Source organism: Actinoallomurus iriomotensis, from assembly GCF_030269445.1.
In the GTDB taxonomy this organism is placed as follows: Bacteria; Actinomycetota; Actinomycetes; order Streptosporangiales; family Streptosporangiaceae; genus Actinoallomurus; species Actinoallomurus iriomotensis.
Genome location: NZ_BSTJ01000020.1, coordinates 58152 through 70705, shown reverse-complemented (window position 1 = coordinate 70705; position 12554 = coordinate 58152). Strand labels below are relative to the sequence as shown.

16 protein-coding genes are annotated in these 12554 nt (G+C 71.4%); 7 read left to right on the top strand and 9 right to left on the bottom strand.

Features of this window, described 5'->3' with window-relative positions; translation table 11 throughout:
• Nucleotides 1-138: a DUF397 domain-containing protein gene (locus tag QSK37_RS52020; protein WP_432705680.1), complete on the bottom strand. Its 138-nt coding sequence runs from the start codon at nt 136-138 to the stop codon at nt 1-3.
• Nucleotides 139-285: 147 nt separating this feature from the next.
• Between QSK37_RS52020 and QSK37_RS48795 the strand changes: the two genes are divergently transcribed.
• Entirely contained in the window at nt 286-849 is a 564-nt protein-coding gene (locus QSK37_RS48795) for a hypothetical protein (protein ID WP_285636180.1), read from the top strand.
• On the opposite strand, the gene QSK37_RS52015 is transcribed toward QSK37_RS48795, so the two are convergent.
• Both QSK37_RS52015 and QSK37_RS48790 read right to left on the bottom strand, forming a co-directional pair.
• Nucleotides 769-972 (bottom strand): DUF397 domain-containing protein, encoded by a 204-nt coding sequence (locus QSK37_RS52015; protein WP_432705679.1) that lies wholly within the window; start codon nt 970-972, stop codon nt 769-771. The genes QSK37_RS48795 and QSK37_RS52015 overlap by 81 nt on opposite strands.
• A complete protein-coding gene (locus tag QSK37_RS48790; RefSeq protein WP_285636177.1) occupies nt 969-1784 on the bottom strand; it encodes a helix-turn-helix domain-containing protein in 816 nt (271 codons plus the stop codon). The genes QSK37_RS52015 and QSK37_RS48790 overlap by 4 nt, the downstream gene beginning before the upstream one ends.
• Nucleotides 1785-1862: 78 nt before the next feature.
• On the opposite strand from QSK37_RS48790, the gene QSK37_RS48785 reads away from it, so the two are divergent.
• Nucleotides 1863-2921, top strand: coding sequence for an MFS transporter (locus QSK37_RS48785; protein ID WP_285636174.1), 1059 nt, complete (start codon nt 1863-1865; stop codon nt 2919-2921).
• Nucleotides 2922-2929: 8 nt separating this feature from the next.
• Here the strand turns inward: QSK37_RS48785 and QSK37_RS48780 are convergent, their stop codons facing one another.
• Nucleotides 2930-3781, bottom strand: coding sequence for a LysR family transcriptional regulator (locus QSK37_RS48780; RefSeq protein WP_285636171.1), 852 nt, complete (start codon nt 3779-3781; stop codon nt 2930-2932).
• A gap of 80 nt (nt 3782-3861) precedes the next feature.
• On the opposite strand from QSK37_RS48780, the gene QSK37_RS48775 reads away from it, so the two are divergent.
• On the top strand, nt 3862-4365 hold the full coding sequence (locus tag QSK37_RS48775; protein ID WP_285636168.1) for a cupin domain-containing protein: 504 nt from the start codon (nt 3862-3864) through the stop codon (nt 4363-4365).
• Here QSK37_RS48775 and QSK37_RS48770 read toward each other — a convergent pair whose 3' ends face one another.
• On the bottom strand, nt 4366-4938 hold the full coding sequence (locus tag QSK37_RS48770) for a TetR/AcrR family transcriptional regulator (RefSeq protein ID WP_285636165.1): 573 nt from the start codon (nt 4936-4938) through the stop codon (nt 4366-4368).
• Between the two features lie 93 nt (nt 4939-5031).
• On the opposite strand from QSK37_RS48770, the gene QSK37_RS48765 reads away from it, so the two are divergent.
• On the top strand, nt 5032-5475 hold the full coding sequence (locus QSK37_RS48765; RefSeq protein ID WP_285636162.1) for a nuclear transport factor 2 family protein: 444 nt from the start codon (nt 5032-5034) through the stop codon (nt 5473-5475).
• Nucleotides 5472-6056, top strand: coding sequence for a hypothetical protein (locus QSK37_RS48760; protein WP_285636159.1), 585 nt, complete (start codon nt 5472-5474; stop codon nt 6054-6056). Before QSK37_RS48765 ends, QSK37_RS48760 begins: the two co-directional genes overlap by 4 nt.
• A gap of 53 nt (nt 6057-6109) precedes the next feature.
• Here QSK37_RS48760 and QSK37_RS48755 read toward each other — a convergent pair whose 3' ends face one another.
• The 3 genes from QSK37_RS48755 to QSK37_RS48745 all read right to left on the bottom strand — a co-directional run bounded on the left by QSK37_RS48755 (nt 6110) and on the right by QSK37_RS48745 (nt 10124).
• Nucleotides 6110-8269, bottom strand: coding sequence for an MMPL family transporter (locus QSK37_RS48755; protein WP_285636156.1), 2160 nt, complete (start codon nt 8267-8269; stop codon nt 6110-6112).
• Between the two features lie 142 nt (nt 8270-8411).
• Nucleotides 8412-9521: a winged helix DNA-binding domain-containing protein gene (locus QSK37_RS48750; RefSeq protein WP_285636154.1), complete on the bottom strand. Its 1110-nt coding sequence runs from the start codon at nt 9519-9521 to the stop codon at nt 8412-8414.
• An 18-nt stretch (nt 9522-9539) separates the two neighbouring features.
• Entirely contained in the window at nt 9540-10124 is a 585-nt protein-coding gene (locus QSK37_RS48745; protein ID WP_285636151.1) for a TIGR03086 family metal-binding protein, read from the bottom strand.
• 90 nt (nt 10125-10214) lie between these two features.
• On the opposite strand from QSK37_RS48745, the gene QSK37_RS48740 reads away from it, so the two are divergent.
• The gene (locus QSK37_RS48740; RefSeq protein WP_285636147.1) at nt 10215-10859 is read left to right on the top strand and encodes a TetR/AcrR family transcriptional regulator; all 645 of its coding nucleotides are present in this window, start codon (nt 10215-10217) and stop codon (nt 10857-10859) included.
• A 56-nt stretch (nt 10860-10915) separates the two neighbouring features.
• Here the strand turns inward: QSK37_RS48740 and QSK37_RS48735 are convergent, their stop codons facing one another.
• A complete protein-coding gene (locus QSK37_RS48735) occupies nt 10916-11749 on the bottom strand; it encodes a PIG-L family deacetylase (protein ID WP_285636145.1) in 834 nt (277 codons plus the stop codon).
• Nucleotides 11750-11795: 46 nt separating this feature from the next.
• On the opposite strand from QSK37_RS48735, the gene QSK37_RS48730 reads away from it, so the two are divergent.
• Entirely contained in the window at nt 11796-12548 is a 753-nt protein-coding gene (locus tag QSK37_RS48730; protein WP_285636142.1) for a maleylpyruvate isomerase family mycothiol-dependent enzyme, read from the top strand.
• The last annotated feature ends 6 nt before the right edge of the window (nt 12549-12554 follow it).

Here is a 12554-nt window from a genome sequence, read left to right as displayed (position 1 = left end):
TTACCTCGTGACGACGGTGGCCACCTCGACGCATTCGCCGCCGTTGCTGCCGGAGCGGCTGCTCCTGCACCACTCGTCGTAGGCCGTGGTCACAGTCCCTCCAGGGTCCGGCGGATCAGTTCCAAGGGTGCCACGCATTCGTCCAAGGGTGCCACGCATTCGCGGCCCAGCGCCTCGGGGCGACATCCGAAAAGTCGCGGATCGGCACCATGTTTGTGGGAAACTCGCTGAAATTCATAAGATGCGCGAGCTGTGCGTGAGGGCCATCACCCGAAAGGTATGACCGTGGACAGTGCGAAGTCGAAAAACCGGCGATTCCTCGTCGTCGCCGGCAACCTCCTCGCGGCCGCGCTGGTCACCGGCCTGGTGACCGCCTGTTCAGACAACGGCAACGGCCGGTCTGACTCCACGAGTACGCACGGCCGGCCCGGCTCCACGAGTGCGAGGCCGGCGACCCAACCCCGCAAGTACGTCGCCATGGGCGGGAATGGCGTGAGGCACTCCATGCTGGCATTCCAGGTTTACCCCGAGGGTGGCCAGCTGAGCGGGACGTACACGACGGTGATTTACGGCGGCTCCGGCCAGGAGGTCCGGGATACCACCGACTTCAACGGGCACGGCTCGGACAGCACATTCCAGTTCGACGGCCTGTCCACCTATGGGCCCATCACGGGCACCCTCTCCGGAGACCGAACCCGTCTGACGACCGACCATGACTTCGGTGGGACGTCGGAGTGGACGATCGTCTCCTCCGAGGCCGTGTTCGAGTCAGCCCTCAAGGAGTACGCCAAGCGATTCGAAGCCTGTCGCAAGAAGAACGAGGTGTCCCCCTGTGAGCACGTGCATTGAACACGCGTCGACCGCGTCGCGAGCCACCCGTAACCTCGCGACGACCGTGGCCACCTCGACGCACTCGCCACCGTAGCCGCCGGAACGGCTGCTCTTCCGCCATTCGTCGTGGTGGACGGTCATAGCCGCTCCCGCGTGCGCTGGATCAGTTCCAAGGATGCCGCGGCGGTCTCCGTCACCAAATGCAGGGCCTGATAGACGGCGAACCAGCCGTGGACCAGGTCCGGCCGCTCCTGGAAATGCCCGCGCTGGTGGTCTTCGGTGTAGGCGACGTCCGGTTCGTCGGTGAAGCTGAGGATGGTGAACGCGGACGTCAGCCCGGCGTGCGCGCCGGTCGCCAACGGGATGACCTGAACGGTGATGCCCGGACGCTGGGCGGCCTCCACCAGGGCGTCGAGTTGCGCGCGGTGCACCTCCGGCCCGCCGACCGGACGCAGGAGCGCGGTCTCGTCGATGACCAGCCACAGCGTGGGAGGATCGTCGCGGGCCAGGATCTCCTGCCGCTCCAGCCGGGCGGCGAGGAGGCCCTCGACCGTCTCCGGCCGGGCGCTCGGACGGCCCGCCGCGATCAGAGCATGCGCGTAGTCCGGTGTCTGGAGCAGGCCGGGCAGGACCAGCGCGTGATACTGCCGGATCACCGCGGCGCGGCTCTCGGCGTCCGCGTACCGCTCGAAGGAGATGACCGGATGCGGCTCCTCGTACCTGATCAGATCGAAGATGTCGAGGAGCACCTTCTCCGGGAGTCCGAGCACCTTCTCCAGCTCGATGACCGCCTGCTTCTGCGGGCAGAGCTGACCGGTCTCCACGTTGGCGAGCCACCCGTTGCTGTAGTTGACCAGCCCGGCGAGATAGTCCTGGGTCATGCCGGCCGCCTCGCGGTGCCGCCGGATCGCCGCACCGAGGGTCCGCAGTGAGGGGCTGATGGGCTTGTTCATGGACGGCATTATCGAGCGTAGCCACAGCAGGACTCAGGGTAATGGCGAGATGGTCGGGCCTTTGTCGGCGGTCGCCGGATGAGGGCCCTGCTGTGGGTGCGCGTCCTCAATCAGGTCGGCGCGTTCGCGCTCGCGTTCCTGGCGGTGGTGGCCGGTCCGCGCCTGGTCACGCCGGTGCTCGTGGTGTTCGGCGTGGCGGCGCTGGCCTCCCGCTGGGCCGGCGGCGTGCTGCTCGACCGGGTACGGCCCCGCACGCTCGTGGTCGCCGGGCTGGCCGCGACCGGCGTCGCGCTGCTCGCGCTCGCCGCCGCGCGCACGCCGGGGCAGATCCTGGCCGCGACGGCGGCGACGGGCCTGGCCTTCGAGCTGTACGAGCCCGCCACCAGCGAGTTCCTGGCGCGGCTCGCCGAGGGCGATCGGCGGCGCGACGCGTACGCCCTGCTCGGCACCGCTCTGGCCGCGGCGGGCGCGGTGTCCGGGCTGCTCGCCGCGGCGCTGCTGCCGTTCGGGGTCCACCGGCTGTTGCTCGCCGACGCCGCCACCTGCCTGGCCGCGGCGGCGGTCGCGCAGGCGTTCCTGCCACGACCGCCGTTCGCGGCGACCGCACGCCGGCGGGACCGCTGGCGGCCACCGGCCCGCCTGGTGCGGCTGACCGCCTCCGCCACCGCGTACGCCTTCGGCTACCTGGCCGTGCTGATGTTCGCGCCGTTCGTGCTGCTCCAGCGCGGCGCCCCCGCCTGGCTGCCCGGCCTCGTGCTGGCGGCTGCCGCGCTGCTCGCGCCCCTGGCCCGGCGCCCGCTGTCGGGCCGCCCGCGTACGGCGCTCCTGCTCTCCTGCGTGCTCGCGGCGACGATGGCTCTCGTACGGGACGTCCCGCTGACCGTGGCGGCGTACCTGGCGTGGGCGATGACGGGCAGTGCGCTGCTGGGTCACTGGCCGGCGCTGGCGGCCGACGCCGCGCCCGCCGCCGACCGGCCGCGGTGGTTCGCCTTCCTCGGGCTGTCCTGGGGTGTGGCGCAGCCCGCCGTGCCGGGCGTCGTCGGCTTGGTCGCGGCGGCCGGCGGGCGTACCGCCGCGGCACCGCTGGCCGCCGCCGCCGCGTTCCTCGTCGCGGTCAGTGTGGATCCGCGCCCGTGAGGTAGTGCTCAGTCGCGGTAGGCGGCGGCAGCGATCCGCACGAACGAGCGGATCAGTGGATTCGTGTCGCCCTCGTTCCACGCCACCACCACACGGCTCGGCGGCATATCGATCAGCGGCACCACGGTGAGCCCCGCCGGCGGCTCATGGTCCAGGAGAGTCATGCCGACGGTGCCGTTCCAGAGAACGGCCTGCCGGCATTCCTGGACGACGCGCACTACCGGGCCCTCGCGAAGTTCTCCGCCACTCCAGTACGACTGCCAGAGGGGATCGGTGCCCTCCGGGAACAGGAACCAACGGCGATCGGCAATGTCGGCCAGCTTGAGGCTGTCGGCGCGAGCCAGCGGATCGTCGGCGCGCAGCAGCGCGCCCACCGGGTCGGCGCGCAACTCATGCACCGTCAGGCCCGTCTCGTCGAACGGGCCACGGGTCAGGGCGACATCGACCAGTCCGGCATGCAACCCGCAGGTGGGATCGGTCAGGTCGGTCTCGCGGACGCGGACCTCGACGCGTGGATGCCGCCGGTGATAGGCGACGGCGAGCCGGGCCGCGCCCGGATCGGTGCCGTCACCCAGGATGCCGACGGTGATCGTCGCGGCGCCGGCCGCCGCGGCCACGTGCACGCGTAGGCGGTCGGCCTGGTCGAGCAGGGCGCGTGCCTCGTCGAGCAGCACCGCCCCCACCGGAGTGAGCGCGACACCGGCGGACGATCGATCGAACAGCGCGGCACCGAGCTCGGTCTCCAATTGCTTGATCGCCCGGCTCAGGGGCGGCTGACTCATGTGCAGCCGGGCCGCGGCCCGGCCGAAGTGGAATTCCTCGGCGACCGCCACGAAATAACGCAGCGTCCGTAGTTCCATGACGCGACGATACCCGTACGGTATCGACGCCACGGAATGTGTCTTGGACAGGCGCCGTGTCCTGGCCGTGGAATCGAAACATGACTGATGAGCCGAACACCACTGAGCCGATCACCGCCGTATCCGTGGTCGGTCCGGACGACGGAGAGACGATCGTGCTGGGCACGACGCGGCTGCGCGTCCTCGAAGACGGCAGCAATACCGGGCACCGCCTCGGGCTGGCCGAGTCCGTCCTCGCACCGCACACGCCCGGACCGCCGCAGCACCGCCACGCCCAGCACGATGAGGGCTTCTACATCATTTCCGGCACGGTGCGGTTCACCGTCGGAGACGAGGACTACGACGCGACGCCGGGCACGCTCGTGATGGTCCCGCCCGGAGCCCCGCACACTTTCGCCAACCTGACCGACCGACCGGCCGTCATGCTCAGCACTTTCACACCGGACCTGTACGTGCAGTACTTCCGGGACCTGCAGGACATGATCGCCGGCGGCCGGGAACCGACCCCACAGGCGAGCATCCGAACGATGAGGCGTTACGCCACCGAGCCCGCCACCGACTTCGTCGAAAAGCCGCGAGGATGATCATCCGGGCGCACGCGCGCGCAGACCGGTGAAGACGATGGCGAGGGCACGTTCGCGCAGGTCGGAGTCCCAGCCGCCCTGAAGCGCGCCCTGGCAGGTGGCCGCCAGCAGGGCCATCACCTCGTCGATCCGCACGTCCGTACGGACGGCGCCGGCCCGCTGTGCGTGGTCCAGCAGCGCGGCGACCTCCTGCCGCAGCGGCCGTACGGCGTCCGCCATGGTGAGACCGGCGCCGGTCGCGGAGAGGAGCTCGACCACGGTCTTCTTCTCCGCGGCCTGCGCGACGAGATCGGCGAAGAACGTGAACAGCGCGGTGCCCGGATCGCCGTCGGCGGCCAGCGCGGTCGCCTGCTCGGTGAGCCGCGACAGCACGTCCTTCATGATCGCCTGGAGCAGTTCGCGCTTGGTCGGGAAGTGCCGGAACACCGTGCCGATCGCCACGCCCGCGCGTTCGGCCACCTCCTCGGTCGAGGCGGAGGGCCCCTTCTCGGCGAAGACCGCCTCGGCGACGGCGAGGATCCGCGCCCGGTTGCGCCGCGCGTCGGCGCGCAGCGGCCGGGACTCGTCAGGCACGCGCGTACCTCCGGAGGGTTGACAACATGAGTCGCGACTCAGGATAGTGCTTAATATGAGTCGCAACTCATGTTAACCATCGGAGGGGCAGCCATGTCCGAGAACCCGGGTCCGCGCGAGATCTTCGAACAGATGCAACGGCACTGGCTCGACCCGGCCCGTCGGTTCGGCGACCTGCTCGCCGACGACGCGATCGTCGAAACGCCCTTCGCACCGCCCGGCCGGCCCACGCGCGTCGAAGGCCGCGAGGAGTGGCTCCGCCGCACCGAGCCCGAGCGGGCGAACTTCCCGGTGCGGTTCGAGGAGGTGCGGAACGTCGTCGTGCACGAGACGACCGACCCCGAGGTGATCGTCGTGGAGTACGAGCTGGCCGGGGTGATCCCCGCCACCGGCCACCGGGACTCCGCGGCGTTCATCGGCGTCCTGCGCGTACGGGACGGGAAGGTGGTGCACTGGCGCGAGTACCAGAACACCCTGGCCATCGTCGCCGCGCTGGGCGGCCTGCCCGACCCGGCCGGTCGACCGGTTTCCCCATGAGCGATACGGAGCGGACGGGCGGGCGGCACCTCGACGGAGGCCGCCCGCTGGCCGCCTACGCGGATCCCCTCTACGTCGTGTGCCCGCGGTGCGGTTCCCGGGCGACGGTCATGACCCGTCCGGACCTGCCCGAGCTGCGCTACTACGCCGAACTTCGCTTCCGCCCACGCCGGTTGACCTGCGGCGACTGCGCCCTGACCCGCGAGTGGACGGCCGAACGCCGGGGCAACGCGCTCATCGGCGTCCGGCTCGGCGGCCCGGACGATCCGTTCTTCGGCCTGCCGCTCTGGCTCCAGACCCCGTGCCGCGGCAAGGTGCTGTGGGCCTACAACGAACGCCACCTCGACGCGGTCGAGGCCCATGTGGCGGCGACGCTCCGCGAGCGCGGGAGCGGCCCGGCGATGAGCATGGTCGCCTGCCTGCCGGCATGGGTCAAGGCCGCGGGCAACCGGGACGACGTGCTGCGAGCCGTCGAACACCTCCGCGCCCAGCACGCCGACCCGCACCACCGGCCCTCCGCCGCGTACGGCCACGAGACACCGCGTCGCACGGCCGACCTGTACGCCGGGCCGCCGTACTGACCGCACGGCGGAGGCCCGCCCACCGGGGACGGGCCTCCTGCCGGCGGTCAGGGTCACACCGGCACCGGCTCGGGCGGCAGCGACGGGGCCGGCTCCTCGCCGTGCGACAGGTCCGGCAACCAGCCGAGCCAGCGCGGCAGGTACCAGTTCCGCTCGCCCAGCAGCCTCATCGCCGAGGGCAGCAGCACCGCGCGCACCACCGTCGCGTCGAGCAGGACCGCGACCGCCAGGCCCACGCCCATCTGCTTGAAGTCCTGCATCGACAGCGTGCCGAACACCGCGAAGACCGCCACCATGATGGTCGCCGCGCTCGTCACCGCGCCGGCCGTCGAGCGGATGCCCTCCGCGACCGCCCGCGAGGTCGGCACGCCCCGGTCGTGGGCCTCCCGGATCCGCGACACCACGAACACGTGGTAGTCCATCGACAATCCGAACAGCACCACGAAGACGAACAGCGGCAGCCAGGCCTCGATCGCGCCGACACCATGGGTGCCGACCAGGCTCGCACCCCAGCCGTGCTGGAAGACCGCCACCATCACGCCGTACGCCGCCCCGACCGACAGCAGGTTGAGCACGATCGCCGTCGCGGCGATCGGCAGGGACCGGAACGAGACCAGCATCAGCAGGAACGTCACGCCGAGCACGAAGACGAAGACCGGAACGATGCTGCCGCGCAACTGGTCGTTCCAGTCGTCGGAGAAGGCGAGCGTGCCGGCCACGTGTGCCTCGGCGACCCGGTCGAACGCCCGGGGCACCATGGCGCGCAGGGTCTTCAGCGCGTGCTGTGAGGTGGCGTCCGACCCGCTCCCGGCCAGCGGCACGTCGACGATCGCCACGTCCGGTCCGGCGTACACCCGCGTACGCACCGACTGCCCGAACTCGGCGTTGCCGCGCACGGAGGACTCGAAGGACGCGATCGCCGACTTCACCGCGGGCGCCTCGATGTCCTTGGCCTTGAGCACCACCGTCGCCGGGTCCGGACCGCCCGGGAACGCGGCCGTGATGTGGTCGTAGGTCTGCATCAGCGGCGTGTCGCGCGGCACCTGCTGCTCGATGCCGAGCTTCTCGGTGTGCATGCCGAGCGCCGGCGCCGCCAGGACGAGCAGCACGCCGGCGGCCAGCACCGCCGAGATGCCCGGACGGCGCAGCACCGGACGGAGCACGGCGTCCCAGAACCGCCCGGTCGAGCGCCGGCGCCGCAGGAACGGGACCCGCCCGAACTCCACCTTGTCGCCGAGCAGCGACAGCAGCGCGGGCAGCACGGTCACCGACCCGAGGACGGCGATGAGCACGACCAGGATCGTCGCCACCGCGAAGCCGTCGAACAGCAGCATCCCCGAGAAGAACATGCCGGCCATGGCCACCATCACGGTCAGCCCGGACACCAGCACGGAACGGCCGGACGTCGCCGCCGCGATGCGCAGCGCGGTCTCCCGGTCGCGGCCCGCCGCGCGTTCCTCACGTTCGCGGCGCAGGTAGAACAGGCAGTAGTCGACGCCGACCGCCAGGCCCATCAGCAGCATGACCGAGCTGGCCGAACCGTCCATGTGCAGGCCGTGGCTGACCACCGCGAGCAGGCCGTTCGCGGCCAGGAACGCCGTGACCGCGATGACGACGGGGACCACCGCGGCGAGGAGGGCCGCGAAGGCGACGAGCAGGATGCCCAGCGCCAGCGGCACGGCGGTCAGTTCCGCACGGGAGAAGTCCTTGCCGAGCGTCTGGTCGAACCAGTGGTCGCCGCTCGCGTCGCCGAACTGCTCGATCCGCACCTCGGGATGCCGTGCCCGCACCGCGGCCACGGCGTTCTGCACGGGAGCGACCCGATCCCCCGCCGTCTTCGGATCACCGGTCATGTCGAACTGCACCAGGGCGTCATGGCCGTCCCGCGAGACCAGCGGCTCACGCGGCGCCGTCGCCTGCCCGCTCGACCGCACGGCCCGCGTCACGTCCGGCAGCGCGGCGCGGAACCCGTTCACGGTCGCGCTGTGCACGAGCACCATCTCCGACGCCGGCTTCGTGATGCCGGCGTCGGAGACGATCCGCTGGGCCCGGCCGGAGTCACCGACGCCGTCCTCGCCGTCGGTCAGCGACTGCTGTCCCACCATCCCGCCGATGAGAACGGCGGCCACCACGAACAGCAGCCAGCCGAAGATCGCGGTCTTACGATGGCGTGCGCTCCAGCCGCCGAGCCGGGCGGCCATATTGGGTTTCATCAGCGTCTCCTCGCTCGTTGAACACGCTGATGACGCTAGAAATCAGGGGCTCGCGATCCCATCCCGGCGGCCCCCGGATCGTTTCGGGGGTGGACACCTCCCCGGCGGTGGTGCCAGCACCACTGCGGTGCCGCCCGGAGCCCTACTCGTGCTCCGCCAGGACGATGTCGTGGTCCGCGGTCGCGTCCGCGGCGAACGTGAGGAGCCGGGAGCCCTCGGCGACCAGCGCGTCGCGGGTCACGATGTCCAGTGGCTCGTACGGCGTGAGGTGCAGCACGGCGGTCTTCGAGCTCCGCTCGATCCGCCAGGTGCCGCGGACGAACCCGTCGACCAGGAACGTGCCGGGGAAGACCCCGTTGGGCACGGCGAAGGTCCGCTTCCGCGCCTCCTCCGACATGATCCGGCGGCGGTCGGCGTGGGACAGCAGGATGTTGTCGAACTCGGCGACGAACCGCACCGGAGCCTCGGTGTCCGGCCCGGGTCTCGGCGCGTCGGGCAGGTCGAACAGCTCCTTGCCCCGGTCGTCGCGGAACACCGCCAGACGGGGCCGCAGCCGATCGAGGACGGGTTTCAGCCGCGTGACGCCCATCCACGTCTGCACGTCCTTCACCGTCGCCGGGCCGAACGCCGCCAGATAGCGCAGCACGACGTCCTCGATCGACGGCGCGGAGTGCAGCGGCCGCCCCAGCCACGCCTCGGCCGAGGTGACCCGCGTCTGCCCGCCCATGCCCCAGACGCCCCGTGGCGGCACCTGCACCAGGGGTACTCCCGCCCGGACGGCCTGGGCCAGCGCGGCGGGGGCCCGGCCGGTCCAGCGCGGATCCTCGGCGAGACGAGCGCCCAGCTCGCTCATCGTGTGCGGCCGGGACTCCACCAGAGCGCGCCCCGCCGCGAACAGCGCCGGCAGCTCGATCCCGTCCAGCGGTCTGCGAAAGGTGGACCGCAACGCCCCGTCGAGGATCGGCTGGGTGAGAGGACGGAGCGTCCGGCAGTCCGCGGCGCTGACCAGGTGGACCGTGCCGCGCATGAGGCCGATCCGGACCACCTGGCGACCGGTGAGCAGGTGGGCCAGTTCGTCCTGGCGGAAACCCGCCAGCCGCGACCAGAGCCCGTAGTACGGCGGCCAGGGAGCCTGCGCCTGCAGGCCGACCAGCCGCTCGATCATCTCCAGCGCGGACGCGGCCGACCGCTCGAGCAGCGACTGCCGCTCCAGGAGTGCCCGGTTGAGCTCCCGTACGCCCAGGACGTCCATCCGTGCATTATTCCTTGGTCACCGGACCCAGTCGGGACGGCGGCCGAGGTAACGCAGCAGTTCGGCGACGGCGTCGTCCTCGGGTTGCGGGGCGAGGGCCGGCGCGTAGGCGAAGCCGCGAAGCGGTTCCGCGAGGGTGGTCGCGACGGGCATCAGCAGGGTGGCGAGATCCGCGCTCAGCGGTGAGGGCAGGCCGACGGCGACCGCGATGTCCCAGGCGTGCACCGCGGCGTCGAGTGCGGCGGCGCCGACGACGGTCTCGGCCGGCAGCGAGCCCTGCGGGAGGGGCGACGGAACGGCCTGCGTGCCGGGGCTCACCGTCGCGAAGGCGCGGACCGAGCCGTCCAGTGCGGCGGCGAGCAGCTCCTGCGGGTCGGCGGGAGCGTCTCCGGCGGGCTCGAAGGGGTTCTCGCTCGGGCCGCCGCTCCCGGTGATCGCGGCGACATAGGCGAGCTGGTCACCGGCGGCGTGCCGCAGCACCTGGGCGGCGTTCCACTGCTCGCACGGCGTGGGCAGCTTCCAGTCGGTGTCGGCGACCTTCGCGACGGTCGTCCGCAGTGCGCCGTGGGCCTGGTCCAGGACGTCCCAAGAGATGGCGGTCATTTCGTTCCCTTCGATCCGAACGGAGTGATCCGTTCCGTTTGAGAACTCTATCGGAACGGATGATTCCGTTCAAGTGCTAGAGTCCAGGACATGGAGACCAGGACCGGGCGACTGAGCGGACGTCAGGCCGAGGCGGCGCGCAACGACGGAGTGATCTTGGACGCCGCCCGGGAGGTGTTCATGCGGGAGCCCGGCGCACCGATCTCCGCGGTCGCCGAGCAGGCCGGTGTGGGCGTGGGTGCGCTGTACCGCCGTTACGCGGGCAAGGAAGAGCTGCTGCGGACACTGTGCTCGGACGGGCTGCACCGGTTCGTCGCCCTCGCCGAGGCCGCTCTGGCCGAGGACGGGGATCCGTGGGAGGCGTTCGCCGGCTTCGTCCGGGGGGTCACCGACTCCGACGTGCACTCCCTGACGGTGCGTCTGGCCGGCACGTTCACCCCCACGCCCGAGTTGCACGAGCTGGCCGCGCACGCGAGCGCGCTGGCCAACCGGGTATTCCGCCGCGCGAAGGCCGCCGGCGTACTACGGCCCGACCTGCACGCCAATGACATACCGATGATCTTCGAGCAGATCACCGCGATCCGCCTCGGCGACGCCGAGCGCACCGCCACGCTACGCCGGCGTTACCTGGCGCTGGTGCTGGACGCCGTGCGCGCCCAGCCGGGCGCCACCCGGCTGCCCGGCCCGCCGCCGAGCGCAGAGGAGTTCGGCGCACGCTGGCGGCCTGAGGCTTAGGCCGAGGATGCGCGGACCCCGCCCGGCAGGACGGGGCTCACACGAGAGAGCGCCGGTCAGCGGATCCCGGCGAACAGGTCGTCCTCGTCGTCGGGGACCGCGACGTCGCTCTTGACGCGGACGAACGCCTCGGTGCCGAGCACCTGCGGCAGCAGGTCGTCCGGCAGCCGCAGGAAGAAGATATTGTCGGCCTGGCTCGCGTGCGCCGCGAGGGCCTTGCGCTTGCGCTCGACGTACGGCCGCACGTCGACGTACGTGGTGACCTTCTCGTCCGGCGTGCCGAAGTCCTCGGGCAGTTCGTCGAAGTTGAAGTCGAAGTCCACACCGGCCTCCTGCAGCAGGGGGCCCATCGCGCGGAACCGGGACCGGGGCATGGCCGTGTGGTAGAGCTTGTGCGGAAGGCCGCGCCTCTCCCGCTGCGCCTCCGCCGCGACCACCGCGATGCGGTGTGCCTGGATGTGGTCGGGGTGACCGTACCCGCCGTTCTCGTCATAGGTGACCAGCACCTGGGGGCGGTACTTGTCCATCAGGGCGGTGAGCTTGGCCGCGGACTGTGCCAGGGGGACGTTCGCGAAGACGTCGTCGCGGCTGTTGGCGTCCCAGCCGACCATGCCGGAGTCGCGATAGCCGAGCAGCTCCACGTGCTGGATGCCCAGGTGTGTGACCGAGTCGCGCAGCTCGGCGAGCCGCGTCTCGCGTACCGCCTCCTCGTCATGGCCCGGCTCGCCGGGCTTGACTCCGCCCGGTCCGTCGCCCTGCTCACCGTTCGTACAGGTCACCAGGACGGTGCGAACGCCCTCCTCGGCGTAGCGCGCGAATATGCCACCCGTGCTGAGCACCTCATCGTCCGGATGGGCGTGCACGGCCATGAGCGTGAGTTCAGATTCCATGCCTTCCAGAATGCCCCGGCGCACGGACAGTTCTATGCTCCGCCGAGTGAACGCTCACGAACGTTACATCTCCGCCGCCGAAACCGAGATCGCGAAGTTCGTCGAGGTCGTCGGCCAGGCCGACCCCGCGACGCCGGTGCCCACCTGTCCCGGCTGGACCGTCGCCGACCTCATCCGGCACTACGGCACGGTGCAGCGCTGGATCACCCACATCGTGCGCACGCTGCCGGAGGAACGCGTCGCGGAAGGCGACCTCGACCTGGGCCTGCCCGACGACGTGAACGACTATCCGCGCTGGCTCGCGGACGGCGTACCGCCGCTGGTGACGACGCTGCGTGCGACGCCGGGCGATACGCCGGCCTGGGCGTTCGGGCCCGACCAGCACGTGCGCTTCTGGTCGCGCCGGGTGCTGCACGAGACCGTCGTCCACCGCGCGGACGCCGAGCTCGCCCTCGGCCGCGAACCCGTCATCGACCGCGAGCTCGCCGCGGACGGCGTCGAGGAGTTCCTCACCACCTACACCCACCATCCGCGGATCGCCCGCCGGATCGCGGAGTTCGGCCGGTTCGGGGAGACGCTGCACCTGCACGCCACCGACGGCGACGGGGAATGGATGATCACGCTCGGCCCCGACGGCACGCGGTGGGAACGCGGTCACGGCAAGGGCGCGGTCGCCGCACGCGGGACGACGAGCGACCTGCTGCTCCTGTCGTACGGGCGGTACGAGCCGAAGCGCTGCACCGTCTTCGGCGACGAGGACCTGCTGTCCGGCTGGCTGGCCGCCGCCGCGCCACGCTGACGTAGG

Excerpts from the sequence above, each read along its gene's own strand:
- QSK37_RS48735 (WP_285636145.1), bottom strand. The coding sequence starts at position 11,749 with ATGGAATCTGAACTCACGCTCATGGCCGTGCACGCCCATCCGGACGAT.
- QSK37_RS48750 (WP_285636154.1), bottom strand. The coding sequence starts at position 9,521 with ATGGACGTCCTGGGCGTACGGGAGCTCAACCGGGCACTCCTGGAGCGG.
- QSK37_RS48740 (WP_285636147.1), top strand. The coding sequence starts at position 10,215 with ATGGAGACCAGGACCGGGCGACTGAGCGGACGTCAGGCCGAGGCGGCG.
- QSK37_RS52020 (WP_432705680.1), bottom strand. The coding sequence starts at position 138 with ATGCGTGGCACCCTTGGAACTGATCCGCCGGACCCTGGAGGGACTGTG.
- QSK37_RS52015 (WP_432705679.1), bottom strand. The coding sequence starts at position 972 with ATGACCGTCCACCACGACGAATGGCGGAAGAGCAGCCGTTCCGGCGGC.
- QSK37_RS48760 (WP_285636159.1), top strand. The coding sequence starts at position 5,472 with ATGAGCGATACGGAGCGGACGGGCGGGCGGCACCTCGACGGAGGCCGC.
- QSK37_RS48775 (WP_285636168.1), top strand. The coding sequence starts at position 3,862 with ATGACTGATGAGCCGAACACCACTGAGCCGATCACCGCCGTATCCGTG.
- QSK37_RS48765 (WP_285636162.1), top strand. The coding sequence starts at position 5,032 with ATGTCCGAGAACCCGGGTCCGCGCGAGATCTTCGAACAGATGCAACGG.
- QSK37_RS48790 (WP_285636177.1), bottom strand. The coding sequence starts at position 1,784 with ATGAACAAGCCCATCAGCCCCTCACTGCGGACCCTCGGTGCGGCGATC.
- QSK37_RS48755 (WP_285636156.1), bottom strand. The coding sequence starts at position 8,269 with ATGAAACCCAATATGGCCGCCCGGCTCGGCGGCTGGAGCGCACGCCAT.
- QSK37_RS48745 (WP_285636151.1), bottom strand. The coding sequence starts at position 10,124 with ATGACCGCCATCTCTTGGGACGTCCTGGACCAGGCCCACGGCGCACTG.
- QSK37_RS48780 (WP_285636171.1), bottom strand. The coding sequence starts at position 3,781 with ATGGAACTACGGACGCTGCGTTATTTCGTGGCGGTCGCCGAGGAATTC.
- QSK37_RS48785 (WP_285636174.1), top strand. The coding sequence starts at position 1,863 with ATGAGGGCCCTGCTGTGGGTGCGCGTCCTCAATCAGGTCGGCGCGTTC.